The 23,618-nt window shown below is 37.8% G+C and carries 23 protein-coding genes; 3 read left to right on the forward strand and 20 right to left on the reverse strand.

The window, feature by feature from the left end:
* Positions 1 to 22: 22 nt before the first annotated feature.
* The 6 genes from clpX to rpsO form a co-directional block, all read right to left on the reverse strand.
* Positions 23 to 1,273, reverse strand: a complete 1,251-nt coding sequence (gene clpX / locus FGL90_RS00675; RefSeq protein ID WP_010620047.1) for an ATP-dependent Clp protease ATP-binding subunit ClpX — start codon at positions 1,271 to 1,273, stop codon at positions 23 to 25.
* Positions 1,274 to 1,452: 179 nt separating this feature from the next.
* Complete coding sequence (gene tig / locus FGL90_RS00680; RefSeq protein WP_010620048.1) at positions 1,453 to 2,769, reverse strand: trigger factor; 1,317 nt, start codon at positions 2,767 to 2,769, stop codon at positions 1,453 to 1,455.
* Positions 2,770 to 2,992: 223 nt separating this feature from the next.
* Positions 2,993 to 4,180 carry an elongation factor Tu gene (gene tuf / locus FGL90_RS00685; RefSeq protein ID WP_010620049.1) on the reverse strand — a complete coding sequence of 396 codons (1,188 nt, stop codon included), beginning with the start codon at positions 4,178 to 4,180 and terminating at the stop codon, positions 2,993 to 2,995.
* A gap of 289 nt (positions 4,181 to 4,469) precedes the next feature.
* A complete protein-coding gene (locus FGL90_RS00690; protein WP_010620050.1) occupies positions 4,470 to 5,399 on the reverse strand; it encodes a hypothetical protein in 930 nt (309 codons plus the stop codon).
* 52 nt (positions 5,400 to 5,451) lie between these two features.
* Positions 5,452 to 7,191 carry a ribonuclease J gene (locus FGL90_RS00695; protein WP_147656477.1) on the reverse strand — a complete coding sequence of 580 codons (1,740 nt, stop codon included), beginning with the start codon at positions 7,189 to 7,191 and terminating at the stop codon, positions 5,452 to 5,454.
* A 226-nt stretch (positions 7,192 to 7,417) separates the two neighbouring features.
* Entirely contained in the window at positions 7,418 to 7,687 is a 270-nt protein-coding gene (gene rpsO, locus FGL90_RS00700; RefSeq protein WP_010620052.1) for a 30S ribosomal protein S15, read from the reverse strand.
* A 282-nt stretch (positions 7,688 to 7,969) separates the two neighbouring features.
* Between rpsO and rpsT the strand changes: the two genes are divergently transcribed.
* Complete coding sequence (gene rpsT / locus FGL90_RS00705) at positions 7,970 to 8,233, forward strand: 30S ribosomal protein S20 (RefSeq protein ID WP_147656479.1); 264 nt, start codon at positions 7,970 to 7,972, stop codon at positions 8,231 to 8,233.
* A 36-nt stretch (positions 8,234 to 8,269) separates the two neighbouring features.
* Here rpsT and holA read toward each other — a convergent pair whose 3' ends face one another.
* Together holA and FGL90_RS00715 are read right to left on the reverse strand one after the other, a co-directional pair.
* Positions 8,270 to 9,304, reverse strand: a complete 1,035-nt coding sequence (gene holA, locus FGL90_RS00710) for a DNA polymerase III subunit delta (RefSeq protein ID WP_147656481.1) — start codon at positions 9,302 to 9,304, stop codon at positions 8,270 to 8,272.
* Positions 9,304 to 11,268 carry a DNA internalization-related competence protein ComEC/Rec2 gene (locus tag FGL90_RS00715; RefSeq protein ID WP_147656483.1) on the reverse strand — a complete coding sequence of 655 codons (1,965 nt, stop codon included), beginning with the start codon at positions 11,266 to 11,268 and terminating at the stop codon, positions 9,304 to 9,306. Before FGL90_RS00715 ends, holA begins: the two co-directional genes overlap by 1 nt.
* Before the next feature lie 203 nt (positions 11,269 to 11,471).
* Here FGL90_RS00715 and FGL90_RS00720 point away from each other — a divergent pair, with 203 nt between their 5' ends.
* Both FGL90_RS00720 and FGL90_RS00725 read left to right on the forward strand, forming a co-directional pair.
* The gene (locus FGL90_RS00720; RefSeq protein WP_147656485.1) at positions 11,472 to 11,960 is read left to right on the forward strand and encodes a helix-turn-helix domain-containing protein; all 489 of its coding nucleotides are present in this window, start codon (positions 11,472 to 11,474) and stop codon (positions 11,958 to 11,960) included.
* A gap of 8 nt (positions 11,961 to 11,968) precedes the next feature.
* On the forward strand, positions 11,969 to 12,829 hold the full coding sequence (locus FGL90_RS00725; protein WP_235809393.1) for an IS3 family transposase: 861 nt from the start codon (positions 11,969 to 11,971) through the stop codon (positions 12,827 to 12,829).
* Between the two features lie 178 nt (positions 12,830 to 13,007).
* Here the strand turns inward: FGL90_RS00725 and FGL90_RS00730 are convergent, their stop codons facing one another.
* The 12 genes from FGL90_RS00730 to lpdA form a co-directional block, all read right to left on the reverse strand.
* Complete coding sequence (locus FGL90_RS00730) at positions 13,008 to 13,451, reverse strand: ComE operon protein 2 (RefSeq protein WP_318635552.1); 444 nt, start codon at positions 13,449 to 13,451, stop codon at positions 13,008 to 13,010.
* 104 nt (positions 13,452 to 13,555) lie between these two features.
* The gene (locus FGL90_RS00735; RefSeq protein WP_147656487.1) at positions 13,556 to 14,281 is read right to left on the reverse strand and encodes a helix-hairpin-helix domain-containing protein; all 726 of its coding nucleotides are present in this window, start codon (positions 14,279 to 14,281) and stop codon (positions 13,556 to 13,558) included.
* A 75-nt stretch (positions 14,282 to 14,356) separates the two neighbouring features.
* The gene (locus FGL90_RS00740; protein WP_147656489.1) at positions 14,357 to 15,400 is read right to left on the reverse strand and encodes a SepM family pheromone-processing serine protease; all 1,044 of its coding nucleotides are present in this window, start codon (positions 15,398 to 15,400) and stop codon (positions 14,357 to 14,359) included.
* Positions 15,390 to 15,875, reverse strand: coding sequence for a pantetheine-phosphate adenylyltransferase (gene coaD, locus FGL90_RS00745; RefSeq protein ID WP_010620059.1), 486 nt, complete (start codon positions 15,873 to 15,875; stop codon positions 15,390 to 15,392). The genes FGL90_RS00740 and coaD overlap by 11 nt, the downstream gene beginning before the upstream one ends.
* Entirely contained in the window at positions 15,872 to 16,435 is a 564-nt protein-coding gene (gene rsmD, locus FGL90_RS00750; protein ID WP_147656491.1) for a 16S rRNA (guanine(966)-N(2))-methyltransferase RsmD, read from the reverse strand. The genes coaD and rsmD overlap by 4 nt, the downstream gene beginning before the upstream one ends.
* On the reverse strand, positions 16,435 to 16,728 hold the full coding sequence (locus tag FGL90_RS00755; protein WP_010620061.1) for a YlbG family protein: 294 nt from the start codon (positions 16,726 to 16,728) through the stop codon (positions 16,435 to 16,437). Before FGL90_RS00755 ends, rsmD begins: the two co-directional genes overlap by 1 nt.
* 11 nt (positions 16,729 to 16,739) lie before the next feature.
* Positions 16,740 to 17,897: an FtsW/RodA/SpoVE family cell cycle protein gene (locus FGL90_RS00760; RefSeq protein ID WP_010620062.1), complete on the reverse strand. Its 1,158-nt coding sequence runs from the start codon at positions 17,895 to 17,897 to the stop codon at positions 16,740 to 16,742.
* A 160-nt stretch (positions 17,898 to 18,057) separates the two neighbouring features.
* Positions 18,058 to 19,899, reverse strand: a complete 1,842-nt coding sequence (typA, locus tag FGL90_RS00765; protein WP_147656493.1) for a translational GTPase TypA — start codon at positions 19,897 to 19,899, stop codon at positions 18,058 to 18,060.
* A gap of 124 nt (positions 19,900 to 20,023) precedes the next feature.
* Positions 20,024 to 20,809, reverse strand: coding sequence for an inositol monophosphatase family protein (locus tag FGL90_RS00770; protein ID WP_147656495.1), 786 nt, complete (start codon positions 20,807 to 20,809; stop codon positions 20,024 to 20,026).
* 5 nt (positions 20,810 to 20,814) lie between these two features.
* Positions 20,815 to 21,108: a UPF0223 family protein gene (locus FGL90_RS00775; RefSeq protein ID WP_010620065.1), complete on the reverse strand. Its 294-nt coding sequence runs from the start codon at positions 21,106 to 21,108 to the stop codon at positions 20,815 to 20,817.
* The gene (locus tag FGL90_RS00780) at positions 21,098 to 22,057 is read right to left on the reverse strand and encodes a Rossmann-fold NAD(P)-binding domain-containing protein (RefSeq protein ID WP_010620066.1); all 960 of its coding nucleotides are present in this window, start codon (positions 22,055 to 22,057) and stop codon (positions 21,098 to 21,100) included. Before FGL90_RS00780 ends, FGL90_RS00775 begins: the two co-directional genes overlap by 11 nt.
* A 130-nt stretch (positions 22,058 to 22,187) precedes the next feature.
* Positions 22,188 to 23,612 carry a dihydrolipoyl dehydrogenase gene (lpdA, locus tag FGL90_RS00785; protein ID WP_147656496.1) on the reverse strand — a complete coding sequence of 475 codons (1,425 nt, stop codon included), beginning with the start codon at positions 23,610 to 23,612 and terminating at the stop codon, positions 22,188 to 22,190.
* Positions 23,613 to 23,618 lie beyond the last annotated feature (6 nt).

Consider the following 23,618-nt stretch of genomic DNA (forward strand, 5'->3'; position numbering starts at 1 on the left):
ATATTCCGACTTAATTATTGGGCTATGAAGCCTTTTGATTCTTCAAAACAATCTCTGGCTCAGCCTTTTCCGTAACAGTTTTTGGTGTAATAATGACTTTCTTAATATCATCTCGTCCTGGTATATCAAACATAATGTCTCGCATAACATCTTCAATAATAGAACGTAAACCACGAGCACCAGTATCACGATCAATGGCTAACTTTGCCATTTCGCGCAAGCTTTCTTTCTTGAACTCTAGCTCAACGCCGTCAAGTGCAATCAGCTTCGTATATTGCTTTACTAAAGCATTCTTAGGCTCTGTAAGGATTCGTACCAAATCATCCTCAGAAAGCTTCTCTAAAGCCGTTAGAATTGGTAAACGACCAATAAATTCTGGAATCAAACCAAATTCCAGTAAGTCTTCTGGGACAACTTGCTGCATAAAGCTCTGATTTTCGTTAATTTTGTTACGTGCTGAATCAGTTCCGAAACCAATTGTTTTGTCACCTAATCGGTTCTTAACAATTGTTTCAATTCCATCAAATGCACCACCCACAATAAACAAGATATTCGTTGTGTCGATTTGAATAAACTCCTGTTGTGGATGCTTTCGTCCGCCCTGCGGTGGTACATTAGCAGTTGTTCCTTCAAGGATCTTCAGTAAAGCTTGTTGAACTCCTTCACCAGAAACATCTCGGGTGATAGAAACATTCTCGGCCTTCTTCGCAATCTTATCGATTTCATCAATATAAACGATTCCTTTTTCAGCTCGTTCAACATCATAATCCGCACTTTGAAGTAGTTTCAATAAAATATTCTCAACGTCTTCACCAACATAACCAGCTTCAGTAAGTGTTGTTGCATCTGCAATTGCAAAAGGAACGTTTAAGATTTTAGCTAAGGTCTGAGCTAAAAATGTTTTACCAGAACCAGTTGGTCCAATCATGCTAATATTACTTTTTTGTAATTCTGGCCCATCTTCGTCTTCTTCTTTGTTTAACTGATTAATTCGTTTGTAATGATTATATACAGCAACAGAGAGCGTCCGCTTTGCTTCCTCTTGCCCAATTACGTAATCATTTAATGAGTCAACGATTTCTTGAGGAGTTGGTACCTTGAAATCAGCAGCTTCTTCATTACTAAATTCTTCATCGATAATTTCTTTACATAAATCGATACATTCGTTACAGATATAAACGCCTGGACCTGCAACAATTTTTTTTACTTGATCTTGTGACTTGCCACAAAAAGAACAATTCACTGGACCATTCGTATCGGTATTTTCAAACAAGCAACTCACTCCTTCTATTATGAATTTTATGAACCCTCACGAATAAACAATATAACACAATCATCAAAAAGTAACATCTAAAGGCTTCTCTTCATGATTAAATTATACAACAAAGACCCATGAAAGAAATAAATTAGCTCTCACAGGTCTTCTATAAAAGCCTCATCAATAATTAAAAATTATTTATTGTCAGCTTTCTTTTCGTCTTTTTTTGCATCTTGTTTTGCAGAATCAGCAATTAAATCAACAGCCTTTTTAACTGCAATGTCGTGCTGTAGCATGTCATCAGAAAGTGCACTACGTACAGCACTCTCTTCCATGCCATATTGGCCAGCCAAGTCTTTCACTTCAGCCTTAATATCGTCTTCTGTTGGTTCAATCTTTTGATCTTCAACAACAGCCTCTAATACAAGGTTAGTCTTTACTCGACGTTCTGCATCATTTTCAAATTGCTTACGTAAATCAGCTTCTGTTGTCCCAGTGATTTGGTAATATGTCTTAGGATCAATTCCTTGTTGTTGCATGTTAGCAAGGTATTGGTCAGTTTGACGTTGGATATCTTCTTGCATCATGGCTTCTGGAATATCCTTAACTTCAGCATTGTCAACAGCTGCAGTAATTGCAGCATCTTCAATAGCATCGTGGGCTTCCTTAGTCTTTTGATCCTTAAGTTCATCTTTAATCTTAGTCTTTAATTCTTCAAGACTATCTACCTCTTCATCAACATCTTTAGCAAATTCATCATCAAGTTCAGGTAATTGCTTCTCCTTAACTTCGTGAATCGTTGTCTTAAAGGTAGCTTCTTTACCTTGTAGGTCCTCGGCTTGATAATCCTTAGGGAATGTTACTTTTACATCAACATCCTCACCAGCCTTGTGACCAATTAATTGGTCTTCAAAGCCTGGAATAAATGAGTTAGAACCAAGTTCTAAGGCGTAGTTGTCAGCCTTACCGCCATCAAATGACTTGCCATCAACTGAACCATCAAAGTCGATTGTAACAGTATCACCCTTCTTGGCAGCTTCGTCTTCTTTCAAGACTAATTCTGCTTGTTGTTGGCGACGCTTTTCAATTTCTGCATCAACATCTTTTTGGTAGACACGTGTGTTTTGCTTTGGAACACTTAAGCCTTCGTAATCGCCTAATTTTACATCAGGTTTAACGGTAACAACAGCTTTAAGAACCCAAGGCTTGCCTTTTTCCATTGACTCAACGTCAACTTGTGGTTGGTCTACTGGGTCGATTTCAGTTTCTTTGATAGCTTGCTCATATGCTTCTGGTAAAACGATGTTTAAAGCATCCTGGTATAAAGCTTCTTCACCATACATTTGGTTGAAAATTTGACGAGGAACCTTACCCTTACGGAATCCAGGTACTGAAAGATTCTTCTTTGTTCGATCAAAAGCTTGATCAATACCTTTTTTGATTTGCTCAGAGCCAATCTCGAATGTTAATTCGCCTTGATTAGCTTCTTTCTTTTCCCATTTTGCAGTCATTATATTTCCTCCGAAACCTCATGTTATTTAATTACAATTCTATTAATTGCATACAAATTTTAGTTTAACGTATCCAAGTCAAAAAGTAAATTACTTTCCAGCAATAACCGCATTCTAACGGTAAAGTTATCCAAAATTCATACTCAAAAAACACAATCATGAAAAAAGAACTCGAAAAGTTTAACTTTTCGAGTTCTTCTTTTAGGCCTAAAACTAAAGAGTTTTAGTCAAGAATTTCTGAAACGACTCCGGCACCAACAGTATGGCCACCTTCACGAACAGTAAACTTAGTACCCTTTTCAATGGCAGCTGGAGCGATTAAGTCAACTTCGAAAGTTACGTTATCGCCAGGCATAACCATTTCAACACCGTTAGCTAATTCGATAACACCAGTGATATCAGTGGTATGGAAGTAGAATTGAGGACGGTAGTTAGAGAAGAATGGCGTATGACGGCCACCTTCCTCTTTAGAAAGGATATAAACTTCAGACTTAAACTTCTTATGAGTTTGAATCGAACCTGGCTTTGCAAGTACTTGGCCACGAACAACTTGTTCACGGTTAATACCACGAAGAAGGACACCAACGTTATCGCCGGCTTCACCAAATTCCAAAGTCTTACGGAACATTTCAAGACCAGTTACGGTACTCTTAAGAACTTCTTCTTGTAAACCAACGATTTCGACTTCTTCACCGACCTTGATAGTACCACGATCGATACGACCTGAAGCAACAGTACCACGACCAGTGATCGTAAATACGTCTTCAACAGGCATCAAGAAAGGTTTGTCGTTATCACGTTTTGGAGTTGGGATATATTCATCAACAACATCCATCAAGTGAAGGATAACTTTTTCTTGTTCTGGATCGCCTTCAAGAGCTTTAAGTGCAGAACCACGAATAACTGGAATATCGTCACCAGGATAATCGTATTCTGAAAGTAACTCACGGACTTCCATTTCAACTAAGTCGATTAATTCATCATCATCAACTAAATCGGTCTTGTTAAGGAAGACAATAAGATATTCAACACCAACTTGGCGAGCCAATAGGATATGCTCACGAGTTTGTGGCATTGGGCCGTCGGTTGCAGCAACAACTAAGATAGCACCGTCCATTTGAGCGGCACCAGTGATCATGTTCTTGATGTAATCAGCATGTCCTGGAGCGTCAATATGAGCATAGTGACGTTTTTCAGTTGAGTACTCAACGTGAGCAGTATTGATCGTTATTCCACGTTCACGTTCCTCAGGTGCCTTATCAATATCAGCGTAATCTTCGGCCTTAGCCAAACCTTTGGCAGCTAAAACTTTAGTAATAGCTGCAGTTAAAGTAGTCTTACCATGGTCAATATGGCCAATTGTACCAATATTTACATGGGGCTTACTTCTGTCATATGTTTCTTTTGCCATTAATGAAACCTCCTGTTTTTATCGCAAGAATAATCTCAGCACCAAAGCCATGGTGCTGGCAATCCTTTGAGTATAATTATACTACTTCTTCACAAAAAGACAAAATGACGTGTCTCTAGAAGAATCCTTAAAGTATTATATAGACTGAATCGAGTTTTGTAAACCAAAAAAAGCGAATTTACGCATTTTTCCTGAAATTTAGCAAAACAAACCAGTAAAAGAGCATTTATCTGCTTAATATCTATAAAAATTGCAGGAATTTTCAGATTAAAAATTAATTTTTAAAAATCTATTCTGAATTTTTAAACGATTGAATCATACTTTTTGTATATTTTTGCATTTTATTTTGCCATTTTATTATTGCTTTTATTTGTTCGTTTTCTTCATCAATCGTCACTTCAGTATATGAACTAGATAGAACTTGAATCCAAAGCGTCGAATTGGTAATGACGTTTTCGGCAAAGGGATAAAGGTACATGAGCTGCAACCTTAATTCCTCATGCAGCTGTTCACCCAAAATCGGATCGTTTACATCAACTTCTTCATTAAGAATCTGATTAGTTTCTATATAACTCTTAGTTTGCTGGATGGGTAGCAAGTCTCCGGTGTTAAGCGGATGCTCTTTTTCATCTAGCCAATACATATTTACTTTTTCTTGCAGTCTCATCTTTTGCATAGACTCTAATACGCTTGAACGAATAATTGGATGAATAAATGGATCTAACAATAAAAACCTAGCGCTTTTTAGCCACAATAATAGCGGTAATTTTTTTGCGGTTTGAAAGCGTGCAATTTGGACTGAAATCGGCTCATCAGCCATATGATAGAATTGGTTGGCTATTTTTTTGTTAGTCTCTGCCATATTCGATGAACTGCCAATTTCAGCAGATGAAATTTTCTCTAAAACTCTCTCTTTATACTCACCAGGAAAATCTGCTGTACCAATTATTTCTCGAAGCAGAATAAAAGAATCGTTTTTTATTAATACATTTTGAAAGAAGTTAAATAACGGTTCTTCAGCTAAATAAGCTTCAATTGATTCTAAAACTATTCTTTCGGCTGCCACAAACTGATTATCGAGGTAATAAGCATTACTTAGATAAATGTTGAGCTCCTCTGTGGGGGACTCTTTGTATAGCTCCTCAAATTTCAAAACTGCTTGATGATACTTTTCACTTGCAAGTGCCTCTTTTGCGCCGTTCAAAAGTTCTTCATTCATGATAATTCTCCACCTACAAAAAGAACCGAAGCGTGATTACTCCGGTTCCATCTTATTTAGATTCATCTTTTTTGTTTTCTACTGCAGCTGTGTTTTCGTGTTCCTTAGTTGTTTTACTGCGATGATGTTGATTTACTTCCATGATAACGGGCAAAATAACCGGATGACGTTTTGTTTGGTCAAACAAGTAGTGATTTAAATTTTCTCTAACATCTTGTTTTAAATGTCCCCAATCAAATTCTTTATGATCTAGATTTGCTTGGACTACTTTCTTAATGATGTCCGAACTTTCATGCATGAGGTTTTTGTTAGCTTTTACATAAACAAAACCTCTCGACGTAATCTTTGGTTCTGAAATAATTTTCTTTTTCTTTCGATCAATTGTCACAACAGCAACAAATATGCCATCTTCCGAAAGCACTTTTCGATCACGCAATACAATATTTCCAATATCGCCAACACCAATACCATCAATCATCGTATTGCCAACGTTAATACTACTGCCTAAATGCATTTCGCCATCATCATACGTGATAACGTCACCCTTAGCAGTCATGAAAATATTTTCCTTTTTGATGCCAACTTCTTGCGCAGCTTCCGAATTTGCTTCCAATAAACGATATTCACCTTGAATAGGAACTAAATACTTGGGCTTCAAGATATTAATCAAAAGTTGTAGATCATTCTTACTAGCGTGTCCTGAAGAATTTAGCTCATCAGAGATAGAAATCACTTCTGCACCAGCACGGTAAATCATATCCCGCGTTTTAGCAACAGTTGTCTCCATTGCATGTGAAGGTGTTGTCGTAATAAAGACTAAATCCCCTGCTTGAATCTGGGGTCCCTTCTCCTGTTGATTAGCCATTCTTTGGAGAGCTTTTATTGGTTCACCCATTTTTCCTGTCTGCAATATAATCGTTTCTTCAGGCGCTAATTTATCTAGGTCTGCTTCCTCAACTAATAGATTATCAACAGGTAATATCAACTTATTTAAACGTAAAGCGGTGTTTACTATTTTTTCTAAGTCATGGCCTGTTAATAAAACTCTACGATTTGTATTAGCAGCCGCATTAAAGACCTGTTGGATTCGGAGAATATTGGAGGCTACACTGGCAACAATAATACGTCCTTCATGATATCTAAAAGTTTCTTCAACATATTTAGCTATATCACGTTCATTGGTTGTTTCAGCTGGATTTTCCGCATTAGCAGAGTCACTTAAAAGCGCCAATACACCCTTTTGACCAATTTCAGCTAATCGACCGTAATCTGTTTGAAAATCACGACCTGCTGTCTGGTCAAACTTAAAGTCCCCAGTATAGACAATTTCTCCTTCATCAGTATCCAAAACAATTCCCATTGATCCAGGAACAGAATGGGTTGTTCGGAAAAACGAAACCTTCACATCTCCAAAATCAATTTCAGCATTTGCATCTACAACGTGAAAATCAGAGAACTTTTTGGTTGTTTCATTGCTTTCCACAGACAACTTGGCTAATTCGATTGTCATTTTTGAGCCAAAAACTGGCACATTGAATTTATTTAAAAAGTATGGAAGTGCCCCAATTGCATCTGCATGGCCATGGGTTAAGAACACGCCGACGATTCGATCTTTATTTTCCTCAAGATAAGAAAAATCAGGAATCACAATATCAATTCCCAATAATTCATTTTCCGGGTACTGAAGTCCACAATCCAAAATATAGATACCATCATTAATGTCAACAACATACATATTTTTGCCGTTCTCACGTACGCCACCAAACGGGCTAATTTTAATTTTACTACTCATAATTCACCTCATACGAACTGTATTTTCGTCTAATAACTATCATTCGGGGATAATTAAGCAATTGCTAGAATTATCGACCTGCTACCTTCATCCAATTTCTTGGAAACGATCTTATTTAAACTGAATACAGTGTACCATATTTTAGAGAAATACAATATATAATGGTGTTTTTTGTGACTTGATGGGATAAAAAAAAGCCCTCTAATTGAGGACTCTTAGAATAGAATTAACGACGTAATCCTAAGCTATTAATAAGATCATGGTAACGTTGAACATCCTTGCCACGTAAGTAAGCAAGTAAGTTACGACGGTGACCAATCTTCTTCATCAATCCACGTTGTGAATGGAAGTCTTTTCTATGAGTTTGCATATGAGTGTTGATTTCAGTAATGTCGGCTGTTAAAACAGCGATTTGAACTTCTGCTGAACCAGTGTCTCCATCATGTCGTGCATACTTTTTAATAATTTCGTTTTTTTGCGTTTGAGTAATTGCCATTGTGTAATACCCACCTTTCAAATTTTTTTGTCCCCTTCACTGAGTAAAACGGCTGTGAGTGTCCGTTAAACTAAGTTAGGGATAGTTATCACACTTTTTCTATTATATCTTAGCCATCAAAGACATGCAAGATATTTTAACTTTTGACTTTACTATCAAGTAAAAAACCTTTACATTAAAAGGGAGAAGTGTTGCAATCGGTGATTCTATTCTGTATAATTACATACGTTGAAAAAAATCGATAACCAGGCAACGGTTTTCTACTTGTTGGAGGTGAAATTAATGCCAATTATTAAATCTGCGATTGAACGTGCACGCACTAACGTTAAGGCTAGCAAACGTAATGCGCCACAACTTAGCGTAATGAGAACGACTGTTAAGCAATTTGAAAAAGCAGTTACTGCTGGAAGCGACAACGTTACAGAATTGTACCGTGCTGCTTCAAGTGCTGTTGATCATGCTGCTTCAAAGGGCCTAATCAAAAAGAACAAGGCTTCACGTGATAAATCACGTATGGCTGCTCGACTTGCTAAAGTTGCTAAGTAAATAAAAAAAGCTCTGATCAAATGATCAGAGCTTTTTTTATGCCGTCATAACCTCATCTGTAAACTGTACCATAAATAATTCAAACAATGTTTCGGGATTTTGAGTTGTTGATTTTAATTTCTTTTCAACATCAATTAATCCAAGATAGGCTTTTTGCAATAATAAAACATTGAAATGCTTAACTGTTTGCAGTGATAGTTTGACTCTATATGGATGGACCTTTAACGTACTTGCTAACGTTCCCTGACTATAGCCATGTCGCGTAAGTATCTGCACCTGTAACAATAATCGAAACTGGCTCACCAATATGGCATTTATTTGTAACGGTTCCACCTTTGAAAGTAATAGTTCCTGATATAGTCTGATTGCGCGTGCAGTATTTTGACTCAGCACTGCTCCTACCAAATCAAATACGTTCTGGTCTAGCGTTTTCGTAACGAGTCCCCTCACTGCATCATCATCAACTAACTTTGAGGAATGGCAATAAAGCTTTAATTTTGGCAATTCATTCATGATCAACGTTAAATCACCATTAGTTCTTTCGAGAAGTAACTGCTCTGCAGATGGCTTAATTTGAAAATTATCCTGTTCAAGTTCGTTCTTTATTATTCGTTTAATTTGTGGCTCTTTTAGATTGCTGATATCAATTATTTCTGCAACAGATTTTAATTGCTTTGAAATTTTTTTGCGAGAATCAAGCTTATCATATGGTGCAAAGAAAACTAGGATAGTACTTGGCTCAGGATGCTGTAAGTAATCGAGTAGATCATCTAAGTTATGATTAACTTTGCTTCCTTTGTGAGTTGATCCCGTAAAGAAATATGGGTTATTAACAAAAACCAGTCTTTTCTCTCCAAAAAAAGGTGCTGATGAGGCATCCGAAATTGCCTGGGAAATGGAAGTCGTTTCCATGTCATAACTGGCAAAATTCATGGTAAGCTCGTCCGCTGGAATAAGGGTCTTTAAATTCTTTTTAATTTTTTGCTGTAAATAAGACTGATCACCAAGAACTAAAGCAACATTCTTAATTTTATTTGAATCAATTTGTTTTAAAAACTCATCAAAAGTCATCAGTTCCTCCTTAAAAAGGTATGCCATTTTCCAATATGGTTTCCTTCAAATACATATGAAATCATACCATCTGTTTGTGTATTAAAATATGGGATCCCCTGTTTTTTTAACGTTTGTAGTGTTTCTTCATTAGGATGTCCGTACCGATTTTCTCTCCCAGCAGATATTATTCCTAATTTTGGCGATATTTGCTTGAGTACCTTTGGATCTGAGGCTGTCTTACTACCATGGTGGCCTAATTTTAAAACATCCACCTTAAGTGACGGATATTGCTCAATAATATCTCTCTCCCCTTGCCTATCTAAATCACCCGTAAACAGCCACCGCTTTTTTCCTAGCCAGCAGGTCAATACCATGGAATCCCCATTTTCTCCAATTCCAGAGTGAAACGGATGCAATACTTCAAAGGGAGATTTGTTGGGGATACTACCGGCGCGTAAAGGTTTTATATTGCTTAAGGAAATGAAATTTTTAACTTTATTAATAAAGGCCGGATTTTTCTGCATACCCAGTGGGACGTACAAATTATCAACGTTCAAATTAGCCAATACAACTGGCGCATCCCCAGTATGATCCGCATCTTTATGACTTAAATATAATCCATTTAAATGTGAAATTCCTTTACTTTTTAAATAATTAATCGTAATTGTTTCTGCTCGACTTCTCGCTTTTGTGGTTTCCTTAAACTTCGAATTTCCGAAAGCCAGTCGTCCACCCGTATCAATCATTGAGATGCTACGGTTAAGCGGCTCCCTCACTAAAAAGCAATCACCCTGTCCAATATCAAAGTACGTAACCTCTCCATGGATTGTTAAATGAATCATCCCAAACATTCCTAGATATACAACTAATATTGTGCTCAATAAACCTAAACTTTTTTCCTTTTGACCAATCAAAATTAGCGTCGCAATAAAAACAAAAGCCAGTCCTCCAAGTGCAGGCTTACCAAAAGTAATGAGGCCTGGAAGTTTTGCAACATTATTTAAACCTGCGTTAAATACCCCAATTATCAAATTGGCAATTTGTCCAATAAACGTAAACTTTAAGCCCAATATACCGCCCATAAATGTTAATGGAAAAATGAAAGCACTAAAGAACGGTAAAATCAGCAGGTTGGCTAGTAAGGACAAAACATGCCATTCGAAAATATGGAACAAAATGAAGGGTAAGCTTATCAGGTTCATTAAAAATGTTTGTACCCAGAATTTTTCATGGCCTACAAACATTAAGCAAAAAGCTAGCCCAAAACTCAACTGATTTCCCATTTGCATGATTAGTGCAGGTTGAATAGCCGTACAAATCATCAATGTCACACTAAAATTGTCCATTGGTAAAATTTGTTTCCCAAATTTTAAGAATAATAATCTCATCTCCGCCATTATTATTGCTCTTAAAAGGCCAGTTGCGCCACCCGTAAATATGAAATATAAGGGTAAAGCAACGATTAAAAGCCATTGAATCAAGTTTTTTGAGCGACGGAATAGTGTTAGCAGTCTCTCAATCAGCAATAGAAAAATGGATACGTGTAAACCTGAGATGCTAAATAAATGAATGAGTCCCAATTGTTTAACACCAGTTAATTGCTGATAAAAGTCCTGAGTTCTGGCACCCAAAATCAGACCTTGAAAATACAGTTTTAATTCTTTTGGTAGCCTTTGAGATTGAGAAACAGCTAAACATCGCCAAATATGGCACTGATTAATCACGCTTTGAATAATATTTGTTGCTTTTGCAGATTGAATATTAAGAATCTGATTGATTTTGATCGTATTTAAAATACTATTTTGTTCATCATATTTTCGCCGATCAAATTCATTTACGTTTGTCGCTTGAACGGGAAGCGCCACATCACCCTTTACAGAAAATAGAATAGGCACTTTAATTCTTTTATAGCGCCTTATTTCACTTGGTGAGTTACTAAAATATATTGCTGAAATTTTGGTGCCATTACTAAGTCTGCCCATTAACCTAAGTTGATTCCCAACCACCGTTACGTTATCTGGTTGAACGAACAAGCTTACCCGAACATTTTCAGCGGGCGTAATTTGGGATTGATTCTGCCGGATATTAAAACAAAAGAAGTACCCTGCGAAAATCAAAAATCCAATCACACAACTGTGAAGTGAACCCCGATAATTGGAGAAATCCAAATTATCGGGGTTTTACTATGTTTTCAAAAAAAATAAAATTACAGGCTATTCTAGAATTAGCACAGGGCCTTCCACCAAGCTATATCAATAAAAAGTACGGAATTAAAGGGTCTGCGACTATATATGAGTGGAAACGTCATTTTAATCAGTTTGGTGTGGAGAGTTTCCAAGACAAACAGACCAAGACTTACTTTGATTATTCGTTTAAAATGAAAGTAATTAAATGGCGTTTCAATCAAAGAGCCTCTTATCCTGAAACTGCGAAGCAGTTTAAAATCAAGCATCCAGCTGTAATCTGGCAATGGGAAAAAGCTTTTAAAGAAGGACGCCTCAATATTGATCAAAGGCGGTCGAAATTAATGTCCAATAAAGATGTAGAAAAGAAATCTAAAGAACAGCTAGCAGAAGAAAATCGTGTGTTAAGGGTTCGGGTGGCTTATCTGGAAAAATTGCACGCCTTGGCTCAGAAGAAGAAAGACTTACAAACCAAGAAAAAGCGCAAATAGTTACTGAGCTGAGGCGAGAATTAAACGAACAACTAAGCTTTATCCTCAAAGTTATTAATATGGCTAGTAGTAGCTTTCACTACGCCCTTGGGCGTAAAGATGACTCTAAATATCCGCACAAATTAGTAGCTGAAATCCTCCAGATTAGATTGGATAATCCTGACTTTGGCTATCGCACTGTAACTGCCGAATTAAAAAATAGAGGCAAGAGAATTAATCATAAGGTCGTACTCAAAATCATGAAGCAGAACAACGTTCTCTGTCATGCCTTTGATAGGAAAACCAGGAAGTATAACTCATATAGAGGAACTGTGGGCAAACTAGCTAAGAATAAATTAAAGCGTAGATTCAATACGAATCGACCTTATCAAAAAGTAGTCACCGATGTTACTGAATTAAGATGGGGAACCAGTTCCACTAATGAACGAGCTTACTTCACCGCTTTTGTGGATTTATTTAGTAATGAGATATTGTCTTGGAACCTTGGGCTTAGCCCAAATGTGGATTTTGTTACAACTCCATTGAAAGATTTAATCAAATCAAAGCCACAACTACCATATAAGATGCTGATTCATTCAGATCAGGGATTTCAATATCAGAATCGTAGCTATGTTTCAAAGTTAAAAGAAAACCACATCATCCAAAGTATGAGTCGCAAAGCGACATGCCTGGATAATGCGGTTGTTGAAAGCTTTTTCCATATTCTAAAAGTTGGAACAGTGCATAATAATCATTATGCCTCTTACGAAGAGCTTAAAATCGGCATTACCAAATATGTGGACTATTACAACAATAAGAGAATTAGAACAAAATTGGCTGGAAAGACCCCGGTTCAATACCGAGAGCTTTCCAACCAATTCAGTGCTTAAAATTAACTCCAATATTTGGGGTTCACTTCACTGATTAAAATTTTGATGTTTTTGAGATAAATAATCCTAATTAGCCAGTATATTAGTAGACATAAGCCTAAAACCTTATTTCCATAGCAAAAAATTGCCAAACCACTCACATTGATTGCCGGGAATATCCAATAGCCACGTTCTATAATTAATCAGTTAGATAAGTTTCCAATGATGCTTCATCAAGAATATCGGAAGTAAGTGATACTTTTTCTAGTGCCACGTTTTTAAGCTTAATCAGTTTTTCAGCATACGGATCATTATGATAATTTCTTAGATAGTAAATTTTAACAATCCCCGCCTGTAACAGCATTTTAGTACATTGTAAGCATGGAAAATCAGTGACATATATTTCTGCCCCATCAGTCGATTCACCAAACTTAGCACACTGCAAAATAGCATTCATTTCTGCGTGAATGGTTCTCATACAGTGGCCATCTACCAAGTAACAACCCTCATCAATACAGTGTGTATCTCCTGCAACTGAGCCATTATACCCGCCTGCAATAATTCGTCGATCCCTGACTAAGGTTGCACCAACAGAAAGACGATTGCACGTACTTCTTGAAGCCAATAGGACCGCTTGTATCATAAAATATTGGTTCCAAGGGATTCTTTTTTTATCCAAGATTAAAGATCTCCTTTTAAAAGTTTTCCTTCCTAGTATAGCAAATTTCTAACCTTAAAATCTTACAATTATACAGTCGCGTTTTCTGAAATTTTTTCAACTGTTTTATCACCAAACCCGCTAATTTTTGTCAAATCGTTGACGCTCTTAAACTCTCCGTGTGCTTCGCGATATTGAATAATATCTTCTGCTTTTTTCTCTCCAATTCCCGAAAGCTCCTGTAATTGCGATGCATCAGCCTGATTTAAATTAACCTTAGTCCCTCCAGCATCCGGGGAATCATTAGAAGAATTCGGAGTCTCGCTGGGAGTACTACTTGAACTCTCAACTGGTGTTCCCGTCATCGCGCCCGGTTCACCTTTAACCTCCCCCTTCACTGGAACGTATACTACTTGCTGATCCGTCAAGGATTGTGCCAAATTTATGTGCTTTTGATCGGCAGACCTATTAAAGCCACCAGCCAAATCAATTGCATCATTCACCCGCATATTAGCCGTCACTTGGTAGACACCTGGATTTTTGACTGCGCCTTTAACATCAATGTAGATTTGTTTATGTCCGTCTGAACTTGCTGTTTGTTGAAAGCCACTAGACTGGGTTGACGCTGATGACCCACTAACTTTTCTAGGACTTACCATGGAATTGCCAGTTTGTGTGCCATTCAAAGTTGGGCTATCTGCCCTCCCTTTTTGATTGAGCATGAAGAAACTAATAGCTACTAAAATAAGGACTGCAATAATTCCGCCAATTATTTGAATCCGATATTCTTGATATAATTCCTTTACCTTATCCAACTTGCCACCTCCTTCACTGTTAAGTACGAAAAATAGTCGAAAAAAAATCAGTTAGATTATTCTCTAACTGATTTTTTATTTTTCTAAATAATCTAATGCATCCTTAAAGGTTTGTACTGGTACTACTTTCATCCCCGGCGCATACTTTTTAGCAGTCTTTTTTGCCTGTTCATAGTTAGTTAAATGATTTGGCTCATATTTGAGCACTTCTTTGCTTGGCTTTAAGTAAGGGGCGAAAAATATCTTTGCTCCTGCTTTATGTGCGGCAATAATTTTCTTATCAATTCCGCCAATTTCGCCAACTGAACCATCAGGATTAATCGTTCCAGTACCCGCTATTTTTTGTCCATGCCTAATGTTTTTCCCAGTTAACTGGCTGTATATTTGTAGGCTAAACATTAATCCACCTGAAGGCCCACCAATATCCCCAGGGTTAACCTTTATCGGAATTTTAGTATGAACTTTTATATTATCAGTGAGCGTAATTCCAATTCCAGGAGTTCCCTTTGCAATATCAATTAACTTACCGGTTGCTTGCTGCGAGTGGCCATTGTGTGTAAAAGAAATTGTCATTTTCTGATTTACTTTTTGTTTCCGAATGTACTTCTGAAAGCCATATGCACTTGAGAAATGTTGTTTATTTACTCTGGTTACAGTGTCTCCCACGCTTAATTTTGAACGAAAATTAGAATTTTTACTAATATTTAAAACGTAAATTCCAAGATATTTTCTGGAAACTTGTTTGTTTGCCGCCTTATATGCGGTTGCAATTGCCTGATTGATGGCACTTTGCATGTAAAAATTTTGAACTTTCTCATAGGTTTTACCAGTTTGTCCACCGGTAACTGCCTCTTCGCTTTCAATTGAATAGTAATCAGGTTTAAGCTTTGCGAGTGCCATCGTAATCGGGCGGGCTTTTGAGATTCTGACAGATGTAATCATAAAGGAACCTTTATTCTTGTCAGGATGCTTAGAAATCTTTACAAATGAACTCAAATCATCCGCTGACCCAGGTGCCTCGATATACTTAGACATCGGCCAAAATAAAGCGATTACGAGCACTAATAAAAAAACCGAGACGAGGATCGTCCGATTTATAAAATGTTTGTTATTTTTCATTTGGCTCACCAGCTTCGAGGGCACTTGCAACAATTGGTGGCACTAAATCACTTAAATTTCCGTTGAAATGGGCAACTTCCTTCAACAAACTAGAAGCAACAAAATCATACTTAGAATCAGCCACCATAAATAGTGTCTCCACGTTACTATCTAAATATTGATTCATTCCAGCAATCTTTTTTTCAAACTCAAAATCAGTATTATCTCGAATTCCCCGAATAATAATTTTGGCGTTGATGGATTTCAAAAAGGTGACCGTAAGACCCGTTTCAATTCTTGCAGTGACATTTGGTAGCCCTTTTGTACTGTCCTTAATAAAAGATAGCCGCTGCTCACTTGAAAAAAGTGATTTTTTTGAGGTGTTAGTACCGACTACTACCACTACCTCATCAAAAATTTGACTCGCCCTTTTGATGATATTTAAGTGTCCGTTTGTAATGGGATCAAAACTTCCTGGGTACACTGCTATTGTCATCCGTGTTCCTCCTCGCCAAATCGATAAATATTAATTTCCGTAATTCCATAATCCTTTTTTTCAACTAGCCGGAAACCGTCTTGTTGTCCAAGCTTGGCATCTTGATCAGTTTCACAAGCAATAATAGCATCATCACTAAGTAAGTCTAACTTTTTAAGGCTTGCCATTTGGTCACTTATCTTTTGTTCTTTATAAGGTGGATCAAAGAAAACAAGCGAAAATTTTATGTTTTGCTTAGAGAATTGCTTCAATGCTAAATTAGCGTCTCGCTTTAAAATTGAAAATTGATTAGGAGATTTCGTGACTTCAATATTTTGCTTAATTGTTTTAATGGCTAGGCCCTGTCGATCCACTAAATAGGCCATGTCAATTCCTCTAGAGACCGCCTCAATACTTAACCCACCGGAACCCGCAAATAGGTCCAAACTGTTACCACCCTCAAAATAAGGGCCAATAATGTTAAATAATGATTCTTTTATCTTATCGGTTGTTGGCCGAGTTTTCGTTCCTGGCACTGCTTTTAATCGACGACCACCAAATTGACCTGCAACTACACGCATTAATCTTCCTCCGTTAAACTATTATCAACAGCTTTAAGCGGATCATTCCGATCTTGTTTCCTAAACCAAGTATCCAATTCTGCTCGTGGAGATTCGACCAGTCGTTTCACAAAATGGAGTTGTTCTAATTGCTTTTTTGTTTCTGCAATTTTTTCTTGGTGCACAAAAATGACAGCATACCTCATTCGTTTTGAAATATACGTAATTTCTCCAAATCGTTTTAACTGGCGCATTTGCTTAAGATTATACGTATAAACAATCAGTTCTTCTCTTTGTTCAACTTTAAAATCCATAAAATCACCTTTTATTCTCGATTATATTTTTCTTTCGCACTAATATTCAAGAGTGTCCCAATTGCAACACTTGCTGTAATCATGCTAGAGCCCCCATAACTCACAAATGGAAAGGTTACTCCAGTAATTGGTAACATTCCCAATACCCCACCTAAATTGAAAAACGTTTGGACAGAAAGATAAGTAGCAATACCATAGCAAAGAAGTGAGTAAAAATTATTTTTGCTACGAATTCCAATTAAAACCGCTCTTCCAATAATAACCATCAGTAATAAAATAAGTGCAAGACAGAATAACAGGCCTAATTCTTCCGCAGTTATTGCGATAATAAAATCAGTGTTGGGTTCAGGCAGGTAGCCAGTTTTTTGAATTGAGCGGCCAAGGCCGACACCAAACAATCCACCATTGCTCAAAGCATAATATGAATTGACTAATTGTTGCCCGACTGTCTGAGCATGCGCAAATGGATTTTCAAACGCAATAATCCGTTGTAACTTGTATGACTTAACAATTCCACTATTTGCCAGTATTCCGGCTAAAGGAAGTAAGATGAAATAAACCGCAATAAGTGACCCTATTAGCCAACTAGCACTCTTTTTTATTCCCATGCCACTGGCCAACCAAATAACGGCTATTGCAGCAAAGTTAATCACCGCACCACCCAAATCAGGTTGAAGTAAAATCAGCAAAATTTGTAGCATGCTTAAAATCATTGGCGCCTTTAACTCATCCCACCAATTTTTTACTGATAAATGCATTTCAGATTGTCTACGGGCATTAGCCACGTAGTACGCATTTAAGAAAATTAAGAAATACTTGGAAAACTCAGCTGGTTGAATACTAAACGAGCCAAAAGAAATCCATCCCGCCGCACCGTTAACTGTTTTTCCAAAGAATAAGAGCCCCAACAGAACGACCATAAAAACAACCCAAATGCTGAATAGCGTTTTGGCTTTTCTGAATCTCTCAAGATTTAATCGATAAACGACATATGCTAGTCCAAGTCCGATAATCACAAATGTCGATTGTCGCTTTAAATAACCCAGTGGTGTTCCACCACTTTGTACTGCAATGTTTGAACTTGAAGAATATACCATCACTATTCCGATAGCACACAAGATAATAAATGGCACAAAAATAAAATAGTCTAAATATTTAAGTTTTTTCATACGTACTCACTCATCCACAACATTATGAGGCTTGCCCCTACTGTAATTAATTGACATTATTATATCATAATCACACTGCATATTTTCTTTTTTTAAAATTCAAGAGACAATCTTAGAACAAATTAAAAAGCCGCTGAAAAAATTCAGCGGCTTTTATAGCTTATTTAGAGCTTGATCGGTTCTTCTTAGCATTCTTTTCTCGGAGACTTGAATCAAGAGTTTGCTTACGTAAACGAACACTCTCAGGTGTTACTTCACAGTACTCATCATCATTCAAGAACTCTAATGATTCTTCAAGTGAAAGATGCGTAGGAGTCTTAATCCGTGATGCATCATCAGAACCAGCAGCACGAACGTTGGTTAAGTTCTTACCCTTTGTGATATTAACTGTAATATCATTTTCACGGCTATTTTCACCGACAATCATCCCTTCGTACACTTCGGTACCAGGTTCGATTAACAATGTACCACGACTTTCAATACCCATCATCGCGTATAAAGTAGCCTTACCAGAATTCATAGAAACCAAAGTACCCTTTGAACGGCCAGGATGCCAGTTTCTAATAACTGGTGCATACTTCTTAAATGTATGGTTCATGATTCCGTATCCACGAGTCATTGACATAAATTCGGTTGAGTAACCAATTAATCCACGTGAAGGTGCAAGGAATGTCAAACGAGTTTGTCCGTTTTCAGTTGATTCCATGTTTTGCATTTCACCTTTACGTTGTGAGAGACTGTCAATAACGCCACCAGTATATTCTTCTGGCGTATCAATTTGGACCTCTTCAAAAGGTTCACTATTAACACCATCAACGTCTCGGTAAATAACTTCTGGACGAGATACTTGTAATTCAAAGCCTTCACGACGAAGGGTTTCAACCAAGATTGAAAGGTGAAGCTCACCACGACCTGATACAACCCAAGCAGCGGGTTCACTGGTATCTTCAACTCGAAGTGATACATCAGTCTGCAACTCACGCTTTAGACGATCTTCAAGTTGGCGACCAGTAACAAACTTACCTTCGCGACCAGCAAATGGTGAATCATTCGTTCTGAAAGTCATTTGAAGGGTTGGCTCGTCAATACGAAGTACTGGCAATGCCTCTTGCGTTTGAGGATCAACAACAGTCTCACCAACGTTAATGTCTTCCATTCCTGAAATGGCAATTAAATCTCCGGCTTTAGCTTCATCAATTTCAAGTCGTTTTAATCCAAAGTAACCGAAAAGCTTCGTTACACGGAAGTTCTTTGTTGAACCGTCAAGCTTCATCAAGGTAACGTTGTCTCCAACCTTAATCTTGCCTCGGAAAATACGGCCAATTCCAACACGACCAACGAAATCATTATAATCTAGCATTGCCACTTGGAATTGAAGAGGTTCATCTTCGTTATCAAGGGGTGATGGAATACTCTTAATGATTGTGTCAAAGACAGGCTTCATTGTGTGTTCTTGTGAATCCAATTCTGGATCATAACTTGAAGTTCCATTCATAGCTGAAGCATAAATAACTGGGAAATCAAGTTGGTCTTCATCAGCACCAAGTTCAATAAAGAGATCAAGCACTTCATCAACAACTTCTGAAGGACGAGCACCTGGACGGTCAACCTTGTTAATGACAACAATTGGTGTCAAATGTTGGTCCAAAGCTTTTTTAAGCACAAAACGAGTTTGTGGCATAGTTCCTTCAAAAGCATCAACAACTAATAGAACACCATCAACCATACGCATGATTCGTTCAACTTCGCCACCGAAGTCGGCATGTCCTGGTGTGTCCAAAATATTAATTTGCTTATCACCGTAACGGACAGCTGTGTTCTTTGATAAAATCGTGATGCCTCGTTCACGCTCAATGGCGTTTGAATCAAGGGCACGGTCCTCAATCTGGACATGCTCGTCAAGGGTATCTGACTGCTTTAATAACTCATTCACTAAAGTAGTCTTACCGTGGTCAACGTGGGCAATAATGGCAATGTTACGAATATCATCTCTGGTTTTCAAAATGTTCTTCCTTTCGTTATCTAACTCTAATTTAGTAATCAACTACGTTCATTTGACTAACAGACGAACTTGATCAGTAATTCATAGTAGTTCGCATAAAAAAACTGTGACCTAATTGTCACAGTCAGACGTTCTCTTTTACAATTTTTAGAATGTCTTGTTGTGCTTTCTCTGTCGTTACCAATACAAGGTTAGATGATAACATATCTAACGGCGTTCCGTCAACCTTCGTGCATACTAGTCCGAGAGTGCTGGCCAAAATATTACCTGCTGCAACATCCCACGGCTTTAAATATGAAATGTATCCAACTGTTTTGCCAAGAAGCACGTGAATAAATTCAATCCCGGCTGAACCGTATATTCGCATCCCAGCACTATTTCTTATAATTGACTGCATCCCAAATTTATTTTCAATGACAAGGGGACCACTCGCCCCAAATAAGCCACTTCGTAAATTCACGTTTTCCGGATTCTGTAATTTTTGTTCGTTTGCAAAAACACCAATTGCGGGGCCTCCAGAATACAAAACATTTTTAGGCACATCATATATATATCCCAAAATCCCCTGCCCGTCTTGGTAGAGAGCTAACATAATTGCGTAATGATCTCGCTGCTTGACAAAGTTCATCGTTCCGTCAAGCGGATCAATAATCCAAACCGAGCCCTTCATCGAAGTTAGCCGATCACCTTGACCTTCCTCACCCAAAATTTTACTGTCAGGATCAAAAGTACGGATTTTATCAATTAGAAATCGCTCACTTGCTTTATCCACATTTGTCACTAAGTCGCGCGGACCAGTTTTAGTTGAAATATCTAATTTAGACTGCATCATTTTATTAATTAAATCGTAATCAGCCTGAAGCCACTTCTTAACAGTCTGATTAATTCGACCAATCTCTATCTTATCCATTTTATTCAATGGCCTCCAGACATTTTCACTCTTTTTTTAGTCGTCTGCTTACCTTCTTTAACCGTCCGATAAATACTATAGCCGCCACTAACTTGTTCAAAGCTACGGTCTAGCTGCTTTTCTTGTGCTTTAGTAGGTACAACCTGTTTAAACCTTGCATATGCGCTAATTAAGTCGTCTTTTAAAATTCCGGCATTGTTTTCATAGGCTTCCTCAACGTTTCTGTACAAATTGGTTACCGCAATAATGTCCGCACTATCCCAATCTTCTTCGAGTGGGTACTGATAATTAGTTTTCATCCACTTTGGTCTCCAATCCACCATTTTCAATCGTATTTATTAATGTTTTTATTTTCTTTTCAATTTGCTCATATTGGGATTGTTCATTTTCAGATAATGTTAAATCGGTTAATTTGGTTACACCTCGATGATCAACTAATACTGGTGTACTGGAAGCAAATGAGTCACTGGGGTTTTCAGCCTCTTGGATATTAGAAACACTCATGATAGCTGATTTCTTTAAAGTGATTGCTCTTAAAATATCCATTACCGCGAGACCTTGAAGCGTTTGGTTATTAATTAAATCAATTGCCGTCGTCTCCGCCTCTAAAGCTGCCAGATCCTGTGCACTAAAATTAGAGTCATCATTCGCCAAATACATTAATAACGGAGTTGGCCCCACATATGTCCGACTCCATGCAATCAAAGGCTCACTTGCTCGGCCAACCACCGAAACGTTAACATCTTGCTTTCCAACCACAAGCTGATCCTGAATAAGCGACTGAAGCAGTAAGCTTTGAGGGTAGGCACCAGCACCAATAATACTAGTCTTATCCATTCCCGAAAAACGCCATGCAAAGTAAGTCAGAATTTCATCTAAAAATCCAGAAATAATGAATTTCCCACCAAAACCGTTTTCAATAGCCTCGTTGATTCTTTGCCTAAACTTAGGCAAATTCTTTTGTAAAACTTCAAGTTCATTGGGAAAACTCTCAAGTTTAACGTTTTCAGGTAAATTACGTTGGAAAATAATTGCAATTTTTGAATCAGAAAAATCCGCCGTAGCACCCATTGAAATGTCAATCTGATCAACCACTTGACTGGCAGTAATAATGCCTTGTAATGACTCAACATCTGCCTCATCGTCAGGTAAAACCACTAAATTTAGTGGGAGTTTCGCCCCTATAGCAAGCTTAAGAAAATTACGGATATAGTCTGATTCACCAGCTAACACAATTTTAACTGCCATTTAATTTCCTCCAAATCAAAACTTGAAAACGCTTTGTATTTCTTAATTATAAATTTATTTCAGCGAATAGCAAGATTGTGGAATTTAGGCAAAAAAAACACACCCCTTTACGAGATGTGTTTTTCGGCATTTAAATGTGAGTAGGGAACCCAATAGCAATGTCAGCTGCTTCTTGGATTGGTTCACTCAAGGTTGGATGTGGATGAATCGTTAATGCGATATCCTCTGCATTCATACCTGAGTTAACAGCTAAACTCAGCTCAGCAATTAAGTCACTTGCGCCTGGTCCAACCACTTGGGCACCTACAAGCGTATTTTCATCTTTGGTCGTAACCAAACGAACAAATCCATCTGGTTGATCAAGTGAAACGGCACGTGCATTACCAGCAAATGGGAACTTGGCAGCAGAAACTTCAAGACCTTTATCTTTAGCTTCACTTTGGCTTAAACCAACAGTTGCTAATTCGGGATCTGCAAAGCAGACGGCAGGAACGCCAACGTAATCGTTAGCAGTCTTGTTTCCTGAAATGGCACCTGCGGCAACTTTACCTTGGAAAAAGGCTTTATGAGCCAAAGCAGGACCAGATGCGATATCACCAATTGCAAAAATGTGTGGTGAATCTGTACGACCTTGAATGTCAGTTTGAACAATTCCGTGATCATCCGTCTTGGCACTCGTAAATTCAAGACCGATATCATCAGTATTGGCTTTACGTCCAACAGTAACCATGCAGTAATCTGCTTTAACTGTTGATGCCTTTCCATCGACTTCATAAGTCACAGTGACACTGTTAGCATCTTGTTCTGAACTCTTGGCCATAGCATTGGTAACAATGTCTACACCCTTCTTCTTTAAACTCTTAACAACGATAGAAACCATGTCTTTATCGAAGTTAGGAAGAATAGAGTTAGTTCCTTCAAGAATGGTAACGTGAGAACCAAGGTTAGCATATGCACCAGCTAATTCAGTACCTACATAACCACCACCGATTACAACAAATTCTTTTGGAATTTCAGGTAAGCTTAAGCCACCAGTTGAATCGATAACGCGATCCTTAAATTTAAATCCAGGAATTTCAATTGGACGGCTACCTGTAGCGATAATCAAGTCCTTGAATTCGATTGTTAGACCGTCATCAGCACTCATAAACTGCTTAGGGCCAGTAGAAACTACTCGAAGTCGAGTGTCGCTGTCAAGAACGGCTTCACCTTGAATGATTTCAACCTTATGCTTCTTTAAAAGCATCTTGACACCGCTGGTCATCCGATCAACGACTTTCTTTTGTTTCCATTTCTGAGTCTTAGCAAAATCAATTGTGGCAGGTTGTGTTGTTATTCCAAATGTTGAAGCATCGTTTGCTTCTTGTAAACGGTGACCAGCATTAATCAAAGCCTTAGAAGGAACACAGCCCACGTTCAAACAGACACCACCGAGCGTCTCCGATTTTTCGACAATTGTTACTTTTTGACCCAATTCTGCAGCACGAATGGCTGCAACGTATCCACCAGGGCCAGCTCCGATAATAACGGTGTCCCTCTTCTCAGCATCAGCCATATTTAA

Source organism: Secundilactobacillus malefermentans, from assembly GCF_008033155.1.
Classification (GTDB): Bacteria; Bacillota; Bacilli; order Lactobacillales; family Lactobacillaceae; genus Secundilactobacillus; species Secundilactobacillus malefermentans.

Coding starts and splice junctions, on each gene's coding strand:
- tig (WP_010620048.1), bottom strand. CDS start 2,769: ATGACTGCAAAATGGGAAAAGAAAGAAGCTAATCAAGGCGAATTAACA.
- tuf (WP_010620049.1), bottom strand. CDS start 4,180: ATGGCAAAAGAAACATATGACAGAAGTAAGCCCCATGTAAATATTGGT.
- FGL90_RS00690 (WP_010620050.1), bottom strand. CDS start 5,399: ATGAATGAAGAACTTTTGAACGGCGCAAAAGAGGCACTTGCAAGTGAA.
- FGL90_RS00695 (WP_147656477.1), bottom strand. CDS start 7,191: ATGAGTAGTAAAATTAAAATTAGCCCGTTTGGTGGCGTACGTGAGAAC.
- rpsO (WP_010620052.1), bottom strand. CDS start 7,687: ATGGCAATTACTCAAACGCAAAAAAACGAAATTATTAAAAAGTATGCA.
- rpsT (WP_147656479.1), top strand. CDS start 7,970: ATGCCAATTATTAAATCTGCGATTGAACGTGCACGCACTAACGTTAAG.
- holA (WP_147656481.1), bottom strand. CDS start 9,304: ATGACTTTTGATGAGTTTTTAAAACAAATTGATTCAAATAAAATTAAG.
- FGL90_RS00715 (WP_147656483.1), bottom strand. CDS start 11,268: ATGGGCAGACTTAGTAATGGCACCAAAATTTCAGCAATATATTTTAGT.
- FGL90_RS00720 (WP_147656485.1), top strand. CDS start 11,472: ATGTTTTCAAAAAAAATAAAATTACAGGCTATTCTAGAATTAGCACAG.
- FGL90_RS00730 (WP_318635552.1), bottom strand. CDS start 13,451: ATGATACAAGCGGTCCTATTGGCTTCAAGAAGTACGTGCAATCGTCTT.
- FGL90_RS00740 (WP_147656489.1), bottom strand. CDS start 15,400: ATGAAAAATAACAAACATTTTATAAATCGGACGATCCTCGTCTCGGTT.
- coaD (WP_010620059.1), bottom strand. CDS start 15,875: ATGACAATAGCAGTGTACCCAGGAAGTTTTGATCCCATTACAAACGGA.
- rsmD (WP_147656491.1), bottom strand. CDS start 16,435: ATGCGTGTAGTTGCAGGTCAATTTGGTGGTCGTCGATTAAAAGCAGTG.
- FGL90_RS00755 (WP_010620061.1), bottom strand. CDS start 16,728: ATGGATTTTAAAGTTGAACAAAGAGAAGAACTGATTGTTTATACGTAT.
- FGL90_RS00760 (WP_010620062.1), bottom strand. CDS start 17,897: ATGAAAAAACTTAAATATTTAGACTATTTTATTTTTGTGCCATTTATT.
- FGL90_RS00770 (WP_147656495.1), bottom strand. CDS start 20,809: ATGGATAAGATAGAGATTGGTCGAATTAATCAGACTGTTAAGAAGTGG.
- FGL90_RS00775 (WP_010620065.1), bottom strand. CDS start 21,108: ATGAAAACTAATTATCAGTACCCACTCGAAGAAGATTGGGATAGTGCG.
- FGL90_RS00780 (WP_010620066.1), bottom strand. CDS start 22,057: ATGGCAGTTAAAATTGTGTTAGCTGGTGAATCAGACTATATCCGTAAT.
- lpdA (WP_147656496.1), bottom strand. CDS start 23,612: ATGGCTGATGCTGAGAAGAGGGACACCGTTATTATCGGAGCTGGCCCT.